A 14735-nucleotide genomic window follows, 5' to 3' on the forward strand; every position below is an offset into this window, starting at 1 on the left:
GCTGAAGGACATGAGCATCAAGTGGTTCAGTGCCGCACTCAGCGTAGTGGCAGGCCTGGTGATCTTCTCCCTTGCCACGGCCGCTGCCTTCGCGTCAGGGTCGGTTTCCTGCCTCGGTCGTCAGGCGGCTGCGTCTGGCAAGGCACAGCGGGCGGAGACGCGCGCGCTGTGTCAACTCTATGCAAACGCGCTGCGTGAAGGCGGGCGGGTCGTACTGTGGGCCGGGGGTGATACGCCGGTGCAGATGAACTGGTTCAAGACGATGTTCGAACAGCGCTTTCCTGGCGTGACGCTGGACGTACTGGTTGATCTGTCCAAGTTCCATGACATCCGGCTTGACGAGGCGCTGCGCAATGGCCTGCCAACGCCTGATGCCGTCATGCTGCAGACCACCTTCGACTTTCCCAGGTGGAAGGCGCAAGGACATCTGGAGCTTTACCGGCCGATTGGTTTTGCGGCGCAGAAGCCGGGGTACGCCGACCCGGACGGCGCATGGATAACGGCCTGGAACTATGCATTCGTGCCCAGTCATGCAAAAGGCGTGGTGCCCTCGCCAGCACGCATCCAGGATCTGCTTCGGCCGGAGTTCGCGGGCAAGCTTGTGCTGACCTGGCCACATGACGACGATGCGGTTCTGTTCGTCTACGACGCGCTTCGCCAGACGTACGGCGAGGAATTTCTGCAGCGTCTGGCGGCCCTGCGGCCCGAGTTCATACGCGGCACCGGCGTCGCGGCGCAGGTTGTCGGCGAAGAAACCAATGCGCTGGCCAACCTGACCGGTTACACCAATGAGTTCGGTGGCCGGTCGAGGTACATGGTGCCGCCCGAAGAGCCCTTCATCGTCTGGAACCAGCGCATCGCCATCCTCAAACGTGCGGCGCATCCGCGGGCGGCAAGGCTGCTGGTGTCCTACCTGAGCTCGGCCGAGATGCAGTCGGCTTACCCCGGCTGGCGCGCACGTGCCGACGTTGGTGAAGCCCCGGGGCTGCCGGCATTGGAGACACTGGCCTGGGGCGACCCCACGCTCTTCACACGATGGATGGAGGATCGGGACTACGTCGCTGCGCTGCGTAGAAAGATGGCTGCCATCTTTGGTCCCGTCCACGGTGAGTCACCGCTGCGCGACCTCGTACAGTTGCGACGGATCGGACTGGGGGCCGATGACATCGTGGCGCCGCCGGAGCCCGCCGCGCCGCCGTACTGACGTACAGCGCCGACGGACGGCACGGTGGTGACAGGCCATATCCGTCGCCACCGTGTCGTCATGCTGCGCTCAGAACGACCAGTTGAACGTGATCGAGCCGTTGCGGCCGTCGCCGTAGCCGCCGTACGCACCGATCTGCGCGTAGTACTTCTTGTCCAGCAGGTTGTTGAGGTTGACCTGCACGCTGAACTGCGGGGCGAGGCGATAGCGCGCGAAGGCGCTCACCAGCGCGTAGCTGTCCTGCTCGACGCGGCCGACACCTGCAACAGCGTAGTAGATGCCGTTCTGCCAGTTCACACCGCCACCGACGGTGAGCTCTTCCAGCTGCTGCGGCGTGTAGCTGGTGAACGCCTTGATGGCGGTCTGCGGCAGACGGGTATTGATGTCGGTCCCGTTGACGTCCTTGGCCACGTAACGCGAGGCACCGAAGCTGGCATTCCAGCCTGGCTTCAGCTCACCGTTGAGCTCGAATTCGAAGCCACGGCTGACGGTGCCGCGTGCGGCGATGTAGGCGGTCTGGTTCTCATTGCCGTCGACCTTGTCGTCGGTAGCCTGACCAACATTGTCCTGCTCGATGCGGAACACCGACAGCGATGCGTTGAGGCGGTCGTCGAACCAGGCGCCCTTGACACCCACTTCGTAGCTCTTGCCGTCCACCGGGTCGAGGTAGCTGCCATTCTTCGCACGCAGCGTCTGCGGCTGGAAGATCTCGGTGTAGCTGGCATAGGTCGACCATACCGGGTCGATCTCGTAGACCAGGCCGGCATACGGCGTGGTGACCTTGTGTGAGAAGCGCTGCGCGACAGTGCCCTCACGCGAGTCATTCTCCCAGTCGCTGTAGCGCGCACCGAGAATGAGCTTCAGCGGATCGGCAAGCGACAGGCGTGCGGCGGCATACGCGGCCTTCTGGGTGATGGTGCCGTCGCTCTGCAGCGGCAGCACGTCGGCCCAGTCCGGTTCGGGGAAGCCAGCCAGGTCGGCGGGATAGCTGGGCAGACCCGTCCAGCCGCTCTGGAAGTCACCGTAGTTTGCGAAGTCGCGCTTGTTGTAGCTCAGCCCCGCCATGAACTGGTGTTCGCGGCCGAACAGCTGGAACGGGCCATCAATGTAGCCGTCCACGCCTGTCACTTTGCGCTGCGTGTTGTACAGGCCGGCCATCGGGGTGACACCGGCGCCGGTGTTCCTGTCCAGCGCGGAATAGAACGGATAGAACAGTTTGTCGTTGGCGGTGGTCTTGTCGTGGGTGGCACCGATCTTGAACTTCCATGCGTTGGCGAACGCATGCTCAAGCGTGGCGAACGCGCGCTTGCTGGTGGTGTCCCAGTAGGTCCACTCGGGGTTGGCCAGGAACGCGGTCGAATAGTTGGTCCGGGTACCATCGGAATAGACCATCGGGAAGCCACCCCAGGTCGCGCCGTTGGCACGCTTCTGCTGGTAGTCGTAGCCCACGCTGAGCTGGGTGTCCGGGGTCAGGTCGGCGTCGATGACGGCATAGCCAAGCGTCTTGTGCTGGTCGTAGTTGTCCATCTGCGCTTCGGTATCGAGGTAGCTGCCGATCACCCGGCCGCGCACCGAACCGCTGGCGTTGAGCGGGGTGGTGACATCCACGGTGGTGCGGGTGCGGCCCCAGCTGCCGACGTTGACCGAGACACTGCCGGTCAGCTCGGCGCTGTCGGCGTGCTTGCGGATCAGGTTGACCGAGGCCGACGGGTTGCCGGCGCCGGTGAGCAGGCCGGTGGCACCCCGCACGATCTCCACCCGGTCGTACAGGGCCAGGTCCAGCCCGGAGTCACCGTAGCTCCAGTTCTGCACCATCTGGGTCGGCAGGCCGTCGAACTGGTAGCTGTCGATATAGAAGCCGCGCGCGTAGAACTCGGTACGCTCGGTATCGCTCTGCGTGCTGGTGACGCCGGTGGTGTTGTTGAGCACATCGATGATGTCATCGAGATTCTGGTCCTCGATGCGCTGGTGGCTGATGATGCTCACCGACTGCGGAATCTCGCGCGGTGCCAGGTCGAAGCGGGTGCCGGCCGAGGTGCGGCGCACCGAGTAGCCTTCCGCGCGCTCGCCCTTGACCACGATGCCATCGAGGGTGGTGGCGCTGCTGCTGCTGTCCTCGGCAAACACCGGGGCGGTGGCAAGAGGTGCGAGGGCAAGCAGCACGGCCTGCGACAACCGGCGTTGCAGGGGGGAGCGGGCGGAGCGGGTCATGAGGGTTCCAGTAGGCGGCGGTCGCGCCCGGGCCGATCCTGCGGCCTGGGTGGGCAAAAGAGGGGGCGGTTCACATGGCAGGGCAGGGCCCTGTGCAGCGACCGGGTGCCGGCGGCCTCCTTGGCATGCGCGGCGACGCGACATGTTAATAGGAATGATTCGCACCTGCAATGTCGTTTTAGGCCCCTGCCTGCCGCCGGGCAGGCCGCCCTGGGGGGATGGCGATGAAGGACGGTCCGCTGGGCCTGGGGCCGGCGTCGGCCTGTGCGGTGGCCGGCGTACCCATGGGGGCCACCCCGGTGGCAGGGCCTGCTGCCGTTGCGCCATCCGCGGGTCCGCTGTCGCGAACGACTTGTGGTGCTGCCCCCGCGCGTCAGGCACACGGGATATTTAATCGATGGCAGACGCTTGACGACATCCTGTGACGTAAGGAGTTCGTTTCGCACCAGTTGGGCAGATCTGGCTGTGAGAACGTGCTAGCTGATCGAGCTGATTCGACTATCAGCTACAAGCTGATTGCAAGGCCGCTGTGCTCGCGGTTTATTGATTGATGTCAGAAATAATCACGGTGACTGATTGGTTCTTGCGCCTTTAATTGATTTTTTGAAATTCGATGGTGCGAGCGCCATCCAGCCGCCAACATCCGCAGCGTGAATTCAATCCACCCGCCTGGATGGCTGGGCGCAGCCATTGCCTGCGTCTGAAGTGCCAGTGTCGACAGGCGCGCTGAACCGGCAACACGAAGGAAAATGGATGCAACACGTTGCAAGACGCTGGTGTGAGCGCAGCGCAGGCATCAATGGAACGTTCTCGTGAGGGCTTCGCACAGGTTCTGCGTCGCCATCGGGAGCCTGCTGGCAGCACTCATCGCCGGTGAATACCTTGCCGGGCAGTTCACCCTGATGCTGCTCAAACTGCGAGCACCGCTGGGGCTCGATACGTACTGGTCCTACGTCCGTGCAATCGACCTGCCGCAGGTGGCGCCCTACGTCCTGAAGATCAAAGTGGCCGGCGGCGCGGGCTTTGGTCTGCCGCTGCTGGCGTGGATGGCGCTGATGGTACCGCTGCTCAGGCACAAGGCGGCCGCCGTGCACGGCGACGCCCGCTTTGCATCGGCCGGGGAGCTGGCTGCGCAGAACATGTTCAAGGCCTCGGCCACCGGCATCGTGGTGGGCAAGTACCGGGGCAGGCTGCTGCGTCTGCACGGCCAGCAGTTTGTGATTCTCGCCGCACCCACGCGCTCGGGCAAAGGCGTGGGCATCGTCATTCCCAACCTGCTCGAGTACCAGGGCTCGGTGCTGGTGCTGGACATCAAACTGGAAAACCATGCCAAGACCTCTGGCTGGCGTCAGAGTCAGGGACAGGAGGTATTCCTGTTCAATCCCTTCGCCGAAGACGGACGCACCCATCGCTGGAATCCGCTGCACTATATTGCTTCTGATCCGGTGCAGCGTATTTCGGATCTGATGAGCGTGGCGGCGATGCTCTATCCGGACGGTTCGGATGCGCAGAAGTTCTGGGTTGGCCAGGCACGCAATGCGTTCATGGCATTCAGCCTGTACCTGTTCGACTGCCACGATGATCAGATCAGGCGAACCTTCCCCGATCAGGACTGGGAGTACCCGACCCTGGGAGAGATCTATCGCCTGTCCTCCGGCAACGGCGGTGATCTGAGGACGTACTTCAGCAAGCTCTCGCAACGTGCGTTCGTCAGCAGTGACACCCGACTGGCCTTCGAGAATCTGATGTCGCAGGCAGAAGAGACCTTCGCCTCGATCATGGGGACGTTCAGGGAGCCACTCAACCAGTTCATCAATCCGATCCTGGACGCGGCGACCAGCGGCAATGACTTTCTGCTCACCGATGTGCGCAGGAAGAAGATGAGCATCTACATCGGCATCCAGCCCAACAAGCTGGCCGAGGCACGTGTGCTGATCAACCTGATGTTCAGCCAGCTGATCAACCTCAATACCAGAGAGCTGCCGCAGGACAACCCCGAGCTCAAGCACCAGTGCCTGCTGCTGATGGACGAGTTCACTTCAATCGGCAAGGTCGACATCATCGCCAATGCGGTGAGCTACATGGCGGGCTACAACCTTCGCCTGCTGCCGATCATCCAGAGCATGGCCCAGCTGGATGCAACCTACGGCAAGGAGGTGGCGCGCACCCTCGTCACCAATCATGCGCTGCAGATCATCTACGCCCCTCGCGAGCAGCAGGACGCCAACGAGTATTCGGACATGCTGGGCTACACCACCGTGCGCCTGCGCAACACATCGCAGAGCCGCGGCAGGCACGGCAGTGTTTCGTATTCCGAAAGCGAGCAGCGGCGCGCCTTGATGCTGCCGCAGGAGTTGAAGGCCATGGGCGCTGACAAGCAGGTGTTTCTGTACGAGGGCGTTGCCAATCCGGTGATGTGCCAGAAGATCAGGTATTACAACGACCCGTACTTCAAGAAGCGGCTGCTGCCGCCCGTTGCGGTGAGGAAGCTGTCGCCCGCTGTTGTCGGAAAGAAGGGAAGCAGCCAGCAGACGCCGGCAACCCGGCGCGGGGAGGCGTGACATGTGGCCTGTGATCGGGTTGATTCCGCTGGCGGATTCTGGGGAGCGCGACCTCGACGAGGGCACGTGGCCGTGACGGCGCCGTTGTCCCTCCGCGAGGCTGTCACAACGTTGCGCGATTACCCTGAGTGCTTTTCGACAGCGGGTTCGCTTGCCCTGCTGGCATCGCATGTCTGTGCAGACGCGCCAGGGTTGATCACGGTGCTTTCCAGCGGGCCTGTTGGCGCGGGCATTTCCTCCGCTGACGTGATCGCGGCGATGCTCGATGGCGGCGACGATATCCGTGCCTTTCAAAGGACCCCGGTCGCTCAGTTCCTGAACTCCCCTGAGTTTCTGGCGGCCGTGGCAAAGGTGTTTGGCGTCGCCGTTTCCGATATCACAGACGATGTCTACGAAGGGCCCGCCACCGAGTGGCTCTACGAGCAGGCGGGCAGCCCGTGCGTGGAAGCACTGATCCGGTTCACCGAGGCAACGGTCGGCGAGGTCTACGGCATCGTTGCCGGCGCCCACCCTCTCAGCGCCTTCGGGGTTATTGAAGTGCCTCGCATCATTGCCAGCCCACATGTCACCTACATCGAAGGGCTTCCGCGCGCGGCGCTGGCCGGGATGAGCGATCGGCTGGGTCAGCTCGCCGCTTTTGAAATGATCGTAGGGCGCGCTGATGAGCGCATGGAACGGCTGCGCGTGCCTGCCACGCACGATGCGCTGCGCGATGAGAACAACGTTCTGCGGCTGGACAGCAGGGACTATTTTCGCGGGACGACCGTGATCGGGCATTCGTCGGCGGTGGATCATTTCACCCACCCGCTGAGCGTCTGGATGGCACCGCCCACGGAACATGCGCAGGCCGGCCGGCGGCGGTGGGATCTGTGGCACGGGCGCGTTGCTGATTACCCGCAGAAGGGGGGCGGTAGCTCACCTCGAGCCTGGGACGTTCCTGTGCGGTAAACCAAGAAAACGAACTGGGGACCGAATGCCTTTTTTAAATGAGCTAATTTCTGATGCTGATGTGCTGGCTTACGATCTGGAGATGATTGACAAGTCGTTTGTAGGTCGAACCAATGCGCGCGATTGGACAATAGACCGCGAACGAACGTGCGGATGAACTCCGGAAGTTCACCCTCCAGAACGATGTCGCCTACGTGTATGGAACAACTCCGGGATTCCATTCGGCAACGCCGCTGGACACGCCAGCACCCGCGCTGCGCGAGGTGCTGCAGCAAGCCGAGGCGCTTGACCAGCAGCAGGCGCAGGCACTGATGCAGTTCCAGCAGGCACGTGAGCAGATGGAGAGAAGCCAGGGTGGCCAGATGATGCAGTGATGCCTGGCTGGAGCCGGAACCGCCGTGGCTTTCAGTTGCGCCACCGTCACCCTGCGCCCGTAGTGCCGGGCTCTGCCCGGCACGTGGCCTGCCCTGGGGTCCGGAAAGCAGCGGGGCAGAGCCCCGCTCTACGTGAGCGAGGGACGATTCGATTATTGGATGCCCCTCGCAATCTGTGCGTGATGGTGATGACGGTAGGTCGGCGATTACCTTCAGTGACTCTGTACGGTGTGAATGAGTAGCAGTATTCAAGCCAAGGAAAAATAAATGTCGTTTGTACTTGAGGATATTTCGGAGTCGGACGCTGTCGCGTTCGGCATTGCGGAGATCGACAAGGAGTTCGTGTTCGGCGGTACGCGTGCTCGTAGTTGGGCGATCGATCGTGAGCGGAACATCTATCTGAGAAATGTAGCCAATGGGGGTGGTGGTGAGCCGGAGCTCAGGAACAGAACGTTCTGGACGTTCTACTGGCGTGGTGAGTTGTTGGAATTAAGGTTGGACATGATCGACGGAGGCGGTGAGAGAGGCGGTGCCGGTTGGTCCCGATGGTCGCTGGTCTGGATCAACGGTGGCGAAGGTTTGCCGCCGTCTCTGAAGCCGGAGGCTGCACGGATGATCGAGGCGCTTTGTGCAGCGCTGACAGCACACAAGGGCTACGGCGGTCCTTATTCAACGTACACGGAATATCGCGCAGCCGTTGAGGTGTCAAAGGGCTGTTTGATGTGACCTGAAGCTCGCAGGATCAAGGCTTTCCAGCGTATCCCCGGCCGGCGCGCCGGTGTGGATGATGAAAAACTGACAGAACGGAACAGAGGCCGAGCCTGCTGGCGGTGACCGCTTCTTTTCCGCGCAGGACGCGGTGTTGGCAGCGCTAGGACCTGGCGATGCTGCTGGCCCTGCTCGCCGGGATCGACGATGACCGTGCCCCTGCCACACGCGCGGCGGCGACCGATCTGCTCGGCAGCGGGCGTGCGCTGGACGGGGCGCTGCGTGCCGACCTGCATGCCCTGCTGTGGGTGCTGAGCGGGCTGCATGCAGCCGGTCGTGCGGCGGTGGGTGCCGCGCTGGCGGTGAAGGCGCGGCGCGGGGAGGTCGTGGGGTGACGGGCGTGGCCCGTGGCTGCGCGCGGCGTCGCCAGATCGTGCGGAAGAGCAGCGGGGCAGAGCCCCGCTCTACGAGGATCAAGCGTCAGGCGGGTCGCAGGGCGCTGGTGGGCACGTCGATCTGCATGGCCAGCGCGAGGTGATCGGAGAACGCGGCGGGCACGGCTTCCACCGAGCGCTGCTGCAACGTGCTGCTGACCAGGATGTGGTCGATGGCACGGTCCGGCCGCCAGCTCGGGAAGGTCGGCACCACACAGCCCGGGGGCTGCAGCTGGGTCTTCTGGTACAGCACCTGCATCTCGGGCCGTTCGGCCAGGCAGTTGAAGTCGCCCATCAGCACGGCATTGGGATGGTCGGCGAGCAGGTCGGCGATGAAGCCCAGCTGGGACAGCCGTGAACCGGCGCCCAGCGACAGGTGGGCCACGGCCACGGCCAGGCCTTCGCGGCCTTCACCGAATTTGGCCAGCAGCACGCCGCGCCCGCCGATGCGGCCAGGCAGCGCGTGGTCCTGCACTTCCACCGGCTGCAGGCGGCTGAGCAGGCCGTTGGCCGACGATGCCACGCCGCCCATGCGGCGATTCGGCTGGTGGCTCCAATAGCTGAAACCGGCCTGCTGTGCCAGGTAGTGGGTCTGGTTGGTGAAGCCGGAGCGCAGGCTGCCGGGGTCGGCCTCCTGCAGGCCGACGATGTCATGGCCGCTGGCCAGCGTGGCGATGGCATCCAGACTGCTGCGCTTGCGCCCCGCCGGCAGCGCATGTGACCAGCTGCGGGTCACATAGTCGCTGTAGCGGCGGGTGCTTGAACCGGCCTGGATGTTCGCGGTCAGCAGGCGCAACGTACGTGCGTGGGGGGAGTTCACGAAAGCGCGCCTTGCCTGGGTCAGTTGCCGGCCTTGGCCGCACGCTCGCGTGCGATCAGATGGTCGGCGATGCGCAGCATGTCCGGGAAGCTCTTGCCCTTCACCAGGTACTTGCCGTCGACGATGATCGAGGGCGTGCCGGTGATCTGGCTGCGCTGGGCGAACTGCTTGGCCGCGTTGGTCTTGGCGTTCACCGCGAAGCTGCTCATGGTGGCCACGAACTGCTTGGCGTCCACACCGTGCTTGGCGTAGAAGCCGGCGATGTCCTTTACGCTGTCACGGCCGCGCTCACCCTTCAGGGTCTGGTCGGCGTGGATGGCGGCATACAGGGCTTCGTGGGTCTTCTCCTGCACGCCCAGGGTCTGCGCGGCGTAGAAGGCGCGGCCGTAGTCGTCCCAGGTGTTGCCGAACATGGCCGGCACATAGACGAAGTTCACATCACCCGGCAGGCCGGCCTTCCACGGGCCGACCAGCGGCTGGAACGCAGCGCAGGCCGGACAGACGTAGCCGAAGATCTCGACCACTTCGACCTTGCCGGCCACCGGCTGGAACGGCTTGCCGTTCGGGATCTCCACGTAGTCGGTACCGGCCACCGGTTCCGGGCCGCTGAGGTTCATCGGTGCAGCAGCGGCGGCGGGCGCCTGCTCGGCGCTGGCCGGTGCGGCCTCGCTGCCTGCGGTCGGCTCGCTGGGGGCGGCGGCCGGAGCGGCAGCGGGTTCGGCTGCCGGGGCGGTCGCGGGCGCGGCCGGGGTGGTGTTGGACGAGCCGTCGTCAGGCGAGCAGGCGGCCAGGATAGGCAGCAGGGCCGCCAGGGTCAGGGCGAAACGGGTCTTCATCAAAGCGCTCCAGCAATGGTGGGGCCGACGCGATGCAGCGGCCAGGTGGGAATGATGACATGCGCGGGCATTCACGCCACGCGAGGATCGGCGCCGGTTCAGGGAGCCTTGTTGCTGCGGATGCGGCTGATCAGCTCACTGGCGATGCGCAGCTGGTCGTCGAAGCTGCTGCCGCGGACCATGTACTTGCCATTGATGATGATGGCCGGGGTGCCGGGCACCTGGGTGCGGCGCAGGAAGTTGCGGGCACCGGTCATTTTCTGTTCGACGCCGGGGCTGCGCAGGGCTTCGTTGAAGGCGGCCGGGGTCACGCCGTACCGGCTGTAGAACGCGGCCAGCTCGTCGGCACCGACGTTCTGCATCGGCAGTTCGCCGGTGTCGTGCAGCGCCTTGAACACGTCGGCGTGGCTGCGTTTGGCGACGCCCAGCTGGTCGGCGGCGTAATAGGCGCGCGCCCAGGCATCCCACATGCCGCCAAAGGCGGCCGGCACCAGGGTGAAGCGCACGTCCTTGGGCAGCTTGGCCGCCCACGGCGCCAGCTGCGGCTCGAAGTGCGCGCAGTGCGGGCAGGTATAGCCGAACACCTCCACGACTTCGATCCTGCCGGCCAGCGGGGCGAACGGGCCCGGGTTGGCGATCAGCGCGTAATCACGCCCTTCCTGCAGCGGTGCGGCGGACGGGGCGGCGGACAGGGCCAGCGGCATCAGCGCCAGCAGGGACAGCAACAGACGGGGAAGCAACCGCATTGAAGGACATCTCCGGGGTCAGGGGCTGGCGGGCGCCAGCATGGAGATGAACATACCGCACACGGCCGCGCCGGTGGACCCCGACGCTGTGACGCAGCGTGTCAGGGCGCGGCGGGTGCCGGGCCGGCAGCTGCCTCTGCGGCCACGTCGTCGGCGCGGTTGTGCAGGCCCTGCAGGTAGCTGCCCAGTGCCTGGATCTCCTGCTCGGTGAGCTTGGCGGCGATGCTGGCCATGATCTGGAAATGGGCCTTGTCGGTCTCGTGGGTCTGCCCGGCCTGGTATTCCTGCAGGCGACGTGCGACATAGCTGGCGTGCTGGCCGCCCACATGCGGGTAGGCCGGGCCCGGGTTGCCCGCACCGGAGGGCCCATGGCAGGCCATGCAGGCCGGCAGCCCGCGTCCGGCATCGCCGCCGCGGTACAGCTGCTGGCCGATCTCGAAGAACTTCATGCCCTTGTAGGGGCCCTCGCTGACCAGGCTGTCGTCGGCCAGCCCGGCACCGGCCTTCTGCGTGGCGAAGTAGGCGGCGATATCACGCATGTCCTGCGGGGTGAGATTCTGCACGAACGGCACCATGGCGGCGGCGGCACCGCTGGTGCGCTGGCCGCTGGCGATCAGCGCAATCTGCTGGGCGGCGTAGCGCTCGCTCTGCCCGGCGATGCTGGGGTACATCTCGACCGTCGCATTGCCGTCGGCGCCATGGCAGGCAGCGCAGGCGGCGGCCTTGCCCTGGCCCGCGACCGGGTCGCCCCAGGTGGTTCTGCTGAAGTCGACGTCGAGCGAGGCGGTCTGGATCGGTCCGTTGTCCGGCAACGGAGTCACCGTGGTCTGCGCCCAGGCGGCCGCGGCGATGGCGCTGACGACAACTGCAGAAACGGCAAGAACGCGAGCGTGGCGCATGCTATAGCTCCGTTTGGACCGGCCGGACCCAGCGCCGGGATGCCCGGATTATCAACGCCGCGCGCGGGCAGGGTCAACGCAGCAGTGCAGCATGGGCGGGCGTGAACAGCGCCGACGTGCGATCCTATGCGCATGTCTCTACATATTGAACGCGCCCGTTACCATCTTTCGGCCCACAATGCGCGGCAGCTGCCGCCCGATGAAGGTGCCGAAGTGGCATTCGCCGGCCGCTCCAACGCTGGCAAGTCCAGTGCCCTCAACGCGCTGACCCGGCAGAACGGCCTGGCCCGTGTGTCCAAGACCCCCGGCCGCACCCAGCAGCTGGTGTTCTTCCAGATCAACCCCGAGGCGCATCTGGTCGATCTGCCCGGGTATGGCTACGCCAAGGTGCCACTGGACCTGCAGGCGCACTGGCAGGCCTTCATCGACCAGTATTTCCGCACGCGCCAGGCGCTGCGCGGTCTGGTGGTGGTGATGGACATCCGCCACCCGCTGAAGGACTACGACCGGCAGATGCTGGCCTATGCGGTGCAGCGCGGCCTGCCGGCGCACGCCCTGCTGACCAAGGCTGACAAGCTTGGCCGCGGCCAGCAGATGCAGGCGCTGCAGAAGGTCAAAAAGGAACTGCACAGCGCATTCGGCGATACGGTGAGCGTGCAGGTGTTTTCCGGCCCGGACCGTCTCGGCGTGGACGAGGCCCGCGGCATCATCGGCGGCTGGCTCGGCCTGCCCTGAGCCGGGTTGCGCGCGGCATCACAGCACCCCGCACCGGTAGGTGACGACCGTTGGTCGTCACGCCGTTGCCACCGCGCGCAGCATTTCAGCACCCCGCACCGGTAGGTGACGACCGTTGGTCGTCACGCCGTTGCCACCGCGCGCGGCATCCCAGCACCCCGCCGGTAGGTGACGACCGTTGGTCGTCACGCCGTAGCCACCGCGCGCGGCATCCCAGCACCCCGCCCCGGTAGGTGACGACCGTTGGTCGTCACGCCGTTGCCACCGCGCGCAGCATCCCAGCACCCCGCCCCGGTAGGTGACGACCGTTGGTCGTCACGCCGTAGCCACCGCACGCAGCATCCCAGCACCCCGCCGGTAGGTGACGACCGTTGGTCGTCACGCCGTAGCCACCGCGCGCGGCATCACAGCACCCCGCCCCGGTAGGTGACGACCGTTGGTCGTCACGCCGTTGCCACCGCGCGCGGCATCACAGCATGGCCGGGCCGCTCAAGCGTGACGACCAACGGTCGTCACCTACCCATTGAAACTGGCCGGTTACCGGCAGCCACACGCTTCAGCGGCCGCGCGCTGTTCCACGCGTAGCCCTTCGCGTTGTCGCAGATGACCAGGCCGGCCATCCCGGCCAGCAGCGCGGCGTGGCCATCAGGCTCGGGCAGGGTCATGCATCCCTGTCCTCAAGCGTCCTCGTCCCATCGGTGGCAGCTCACGGCGGTCAAGGGGTTGCCGATAGGATGCTGAAAACCGTCACAGGCGCGTGACGCGGGCAGGCGCCACGCTATAGTGCGCCCTTGCGATGGTCGGGGCGCAACCCCACCTCCGTTCCCGCCACCCCCCGCAGCGAGTCACCCCCTTGTCGAGCCCCAGCCACGTCGAACAGACGCCCATCACCGATCGTTCGCAGCTGGTGGAGGTTCTCGCTTCGGGCGAGAAGCCGCGGCCGCAGTGGCGCATCGGCACCGAACACGAGAAATTCGGCTTCCGCCTCGACGACCTGCGCCCGCCGACGTTCGAGGGCGACCGCGGCATCCAGGCCCTGTTGAACGGGCTGACCCGCTTCGGTTGGACGCCGGTGCAGGAAAAGGGCAACACGATCGCGCTGCTGCGCGACGGCGCGTCGGTGACACTGGAGCCGGCCGGTCAGCTGGAACTCTCCGGCGCGGCACTGGAGACCATCCACCAGACCTGTGTTGAAACCGGCACCCACCTCAACGAGGTCGCGCAGGTGGCCGGCGAACTTCAGCTGGGCTTTCTCGGCATGGGCTTCCAGCCGAAGTGGCGCCGCGATGAGATGCCGTGGATGCCCAAGGGCCGCTACCGCATCATGCGCGAGTACATGCCCAAGGTCGGCTCGCTGGGCCTGGACATGATGACGCGCACCTCCACCGTGCAGGTGAACCTGGATTACGCCAGCGAAGCGGACATGGTGAAGAAGTTCCGCGTGTCGCTGGCACTGCAGCCGATCGCCACCGCGCTGTTTGCCGACTCGCCGTTCACCGAGGGCAAGCCGAACGGCTTCCTCAGCTACCGCTCGCACATCTGGACCGACACAGATGCCGACCGCACCGGCATGCTCGACTTCGTCTTCGAGGATGGCTTCGGCTACGAGCGTTATGTGGACTACCTGCTCGACGTGCCGATGTACTTCTCCTACCGCGACGGTACGTACCACGATGCCAGTGGCCAGAGCTTCCGTGATTTCATGCAGGGTCGTCTTCCGGTGCTGCCCGGCGCGCTGCCCACGCTGACCGACTGGGCCGACCACATGACGACGGCCTTCCCTGAAGTGCGGTTGAAGAAATACCTGGAGATGCGCGGTGCCGACGGTGGCCCGTGGAGCCGCCTGTGCGCGCTGCCGGCGTTCTGGGTAGGGCTGCTGTACGACGATGCCGCGCTGGACGCAGCGTGGGACCTGGTGCGCGACTTCAGCCTGGAAGAGCGCCACGCATTGCGCGACGGCGTGCCGCGGCATGCGTTGAACCTGCCGTTCCGTAGTGGCAGCGTGCGCGATCTCGCACGCCACGCCGTGGACATCGCCGTGGCCGGTTTGCAGCGTCGTGGTGCGCGCAACGCCGATGGTCAGGATGAAAGCCAGTACCTGGACGTGCTGCGTGAGATCGTCGAGTCGGGGCTCACCCCGGCCGAGCGCAAGCTGGCGCTGTTCCATGGTCGCTGGCATGGCAACGTGGACCACGTGTTCCGTGAGTTCGCGTATTGAGCAGAGCCGGGGCGCTGCCTGGCTGCCATGGGTGGCCATGG

14 protein-coding genes are annotated in these 14735 nt (G+C 65.3%); 8 read left to right on the forward strand and 6 right to left on the reverse strand.

The features are described from left to right. The first annotated feature begins 10 nt into the window (after window positions 1-10). The gene (locus RZA67_RS02165) at window positions 11-1204 is read left to right on the forward strand and encodes an ABC transporter substrate-binding protein (RefSeq protein ID WP_317210883.1); all 1194 of its coding nucleotides are present in this window, start codon (window positions 11-13) and stop codon (window positions 1202-1204) included. Window positions 1205-1273: 69 nt separating this feature from the next. Here the strand turns inward: RZA67_RS02165 and fhuE are convergent, their stop codons facing one another. Continuing rightward, a complete protein-coding gene (gene fhuE, locus RZA67_RS02170) occupies window positions 1274-3415 on the reverse strand; it encodes a ferric-rhodotorulic acid/ferric-coprogen receptor FhuE (protein WP_317210884.1) in 2142 nt (713 codons plus the stop codon). Between the two features lie 812 nt (window positions 3416-4227). On the opposite strand from fhuE, the gene RZA67_RS02175 reads away from it, so the two are divergent. From RZA67_RS02175 to RZA67_RS02195, 5 genes are all read left to right on the forward strand, one after another. Further along, window positions 4228-5976, forward strand: a complete 1749-nt coding sequence (locus tag RZA67_RS02175; protein ID WP_317210885.1) for a type IV secretory system conjugative DNA transfer family protein — start codon at window positions 4228-4230, stop codon at window positions 5974-5976. A 111-nt stretch (window positions 5977-6087) separates the two neighbouring features. Then, window positions 6088-6924: a hypothetical protein gene (locus RZA67_RS02180; protein WP_317210886.1), complete on the forward strand. Its 837-nt coding sequence runs from the start codon at window positions 6088-6090 to the stop codon at window positions 6922-6924. 194 nt (window positions 6925-7118) lie between these two features. Continuing rightward, window positions 7119-7298: a hypothetical protein gene (locus tag RZA67_RS02185; RefSeq protein ID WP_317210887.1), complete on the forward strand. Its 180-nt coding sequence runs from the start codon at window positions 7119-7121 to the stop codon at window positions 7296-7298. Between the two features lie 267 nt (window positions 7299-7565). Further along, on the forward strand, window positions 7566-8024 hold the full coding sequence (locus tag RZA67_RS02190) for a hypothetical protein (RefSeq protein WP_317210888.1): 459 nt from the start codon (window positions 7566-7568) through the stop codon (window positions 8022-8024). 158 nt (window positions 8025-8182) lie between these two features. Further along, window positions 8183-8401 carry a hypothetical protein gene (locus tag RZA67_RS02195; protein WP_317210889.1) on the forward strand — a complete coding sequence of 73 codons (219 nt, stop codon included), beginning with the start codon at window positions 8183-8185 and terminating at the stop codon, window positions 8399-8401. Window positions 8402-8486: 85 nt separating this feature from the next. On the opposite strand, the gene RZA67_RS02200 is transcribed toward RZA67_RS02195, so the two are convergent. From RZA67_RS02200 to RZA67_RS02215, 4 genes are all read right to left on the reverse strand, one after another. After that, window positions 8487-9260, reverse strand: coding sequence for an endonuclease/exonuclease/phosphatase family protein (locus RZA67_RS02200; RefSeq protein WP_317210890.1), 774 nt, complete (start codon window positions 9258-9260; stop codon window positions 8487-8489). 20 nt (window positions 9261-9280) lie between these two features. Continuing rightward, the gene (locus tag RZA67_RS02205) at window positions 9281-10096 is read right to left on the reverse strand and encodes a thiol:disulfide interchange protein DsbA/DsbL (protein ID WP_317210891.1); all 816 of its coding nucleotides are present in this window, start codon (window positions 10094-10096) and stop codon (window positions 9281-9283) included. Window positions 10097-10194: 98 nt separating this feature from the next. Further along, window positions 10195-10842, reverse strand: a complete 648-nt coding sequence (locus RZA67_RS02210; RefSeq protein WP_317210892.1) for a thiol:disulfide interchange protein DsbA/DsbL — start codon at window positions 10840-10842, stop codon at window positions 10195-10197. A gap of 101 nt (window positions 10843-10943) precedes the next feature. Beyond that, window positions 10944-11741 (reverse strand): c-type cytochrome, encoded by a 798-nt coding sequence (locus RZA67_RS02215; protein WP_317210894.1) that lies wholly within the window; start codon window positions 11739-11741, stop codon window positions 10944-10946. A 132-nt stretch (window positions 11742-11873) separates the two neighbouring features. On the opposite strand from RZA67_RS02215, the gene yihA reads away from it, so the two are divergent. Further along, window positions 11874-12476 carry a ribosome biogenesis GTP-binding protein YihA/YsxC gene (gene yihA, locus RZA67_RS02220; RefSeq protein WP_317210896.1) on the forward strand — a complete coding sequence of 201 codons (603 nt, stop codon included), beginning with the start codon at window positions 11874-11876 and terminating at the stop codon, window positions 12474-12476. A gap of 512 nt (window positions 12477-12988) precedes the next feature. Here yihA and RZA67_RS02225 read toward each other — a convergent pair. After that, window positions 12989-13141 carry a hypothetical protein gene (locus tag RZA67_RS02225; RefSeq protein ID WP_317210897.1) on the reverse strand — a complete coding sequence of 51 codons (153 nt, stop codon included), beginning with the start codon at window positions 13139-13141 and terminating at the stop codon, window positions 12989-12991. A gap of 188 nt (window positions 13142-13329) precedes the next feature. On the opposite strand from RZA67_RS02225, the gene RZA67_RS02230 reads away from it, so the two are divergent. Then, entirely contained in the window at window positions 13330-14694 is a 1365-nt protein-coding gene (locus tag RZA67_RS02230; RefSeq protein ID WP_317210898.1) for a glutamate--cysteine ligase, read from the forward strand. Window positions 14695-14735 lie beyond the last annotated feature (41 nt).

It is taken from the genome of Stenotrophomonas sp. C3(2023) (assembly GCF_032911385.1).
Taxonomy (GTDB): Bacteria; Pseudomonadota; Gammaproteobacteria; order Xanthomonadales; family Xanthomonadaceae; genus Stenotrophomonas.

Bases quoted from the DNA above. Each gene is read 5' to 3' on its own strand.
- RZA67_RS02225 (WP_317210897.1), bottom strand. From the start codon at position 13,141: ATGACCCTGCCCGAGCCTGATGGCCACGCCGCGCTGCTGGCCGGGATG.
- RZA67_RS02210 (WP_317210892.1), bottom strand. From the start codon at position 10,842: ATGCGGTTGCTTCCCCGTCTGTTGCTGTCCCTGCTGGCGCTGATGCCG.
- RZA67_RS02215 (WP_317210894.1), bottom strand. From the start codon at position 11,741: ATGCGCCACGCTCGCGTTCTTGCCGTTTCTGCAGTTGTCGTCAGCGCC.
- RZA67_RS02165 (WP_317210883.1), top strand. From the start codon at position 11: ATGAGCATCAAGTGGTTCAGTGCCGCACTCAGCGTAGTGGCAGGCCTG.
- yihA (WP_317210896.1), top strand. From the start codon at position 11,874: ATGTCTCTACATATTGAACGCGCCCGTTACCATCTTTCGGCCCACAAT.
- RZA67_RS02205 (WP_317210891.1), bottom strand. From the start codon at position 10,096: ATGAAGACCCGTTTCGCCCTGACCCTGGCGGCCCTGCTGCCTATCCTG.
- fhuE (WP_317210884.1), bottom strand. From the start codon at position 3,415: ATGACCCGCTCCGCCCGCTCCCCCCTGCAACGCCGGTTGTCGCAGGCC.
- RZA67_RS02190 (WP_317210888.1), top strand. From the start codon at position 7,566: ATGTCGTTTGTACTTGAGGATATTTCGGAGTCGGACGCTGTCGCGTTC.
- RZA67_RS02195 (WP_317210889.1), top strand. From the start codon at position 8,183: ATGCTGCTGGCCCTGCTCGCCGGGATCGACGATGACCGTGCCCCTGCC.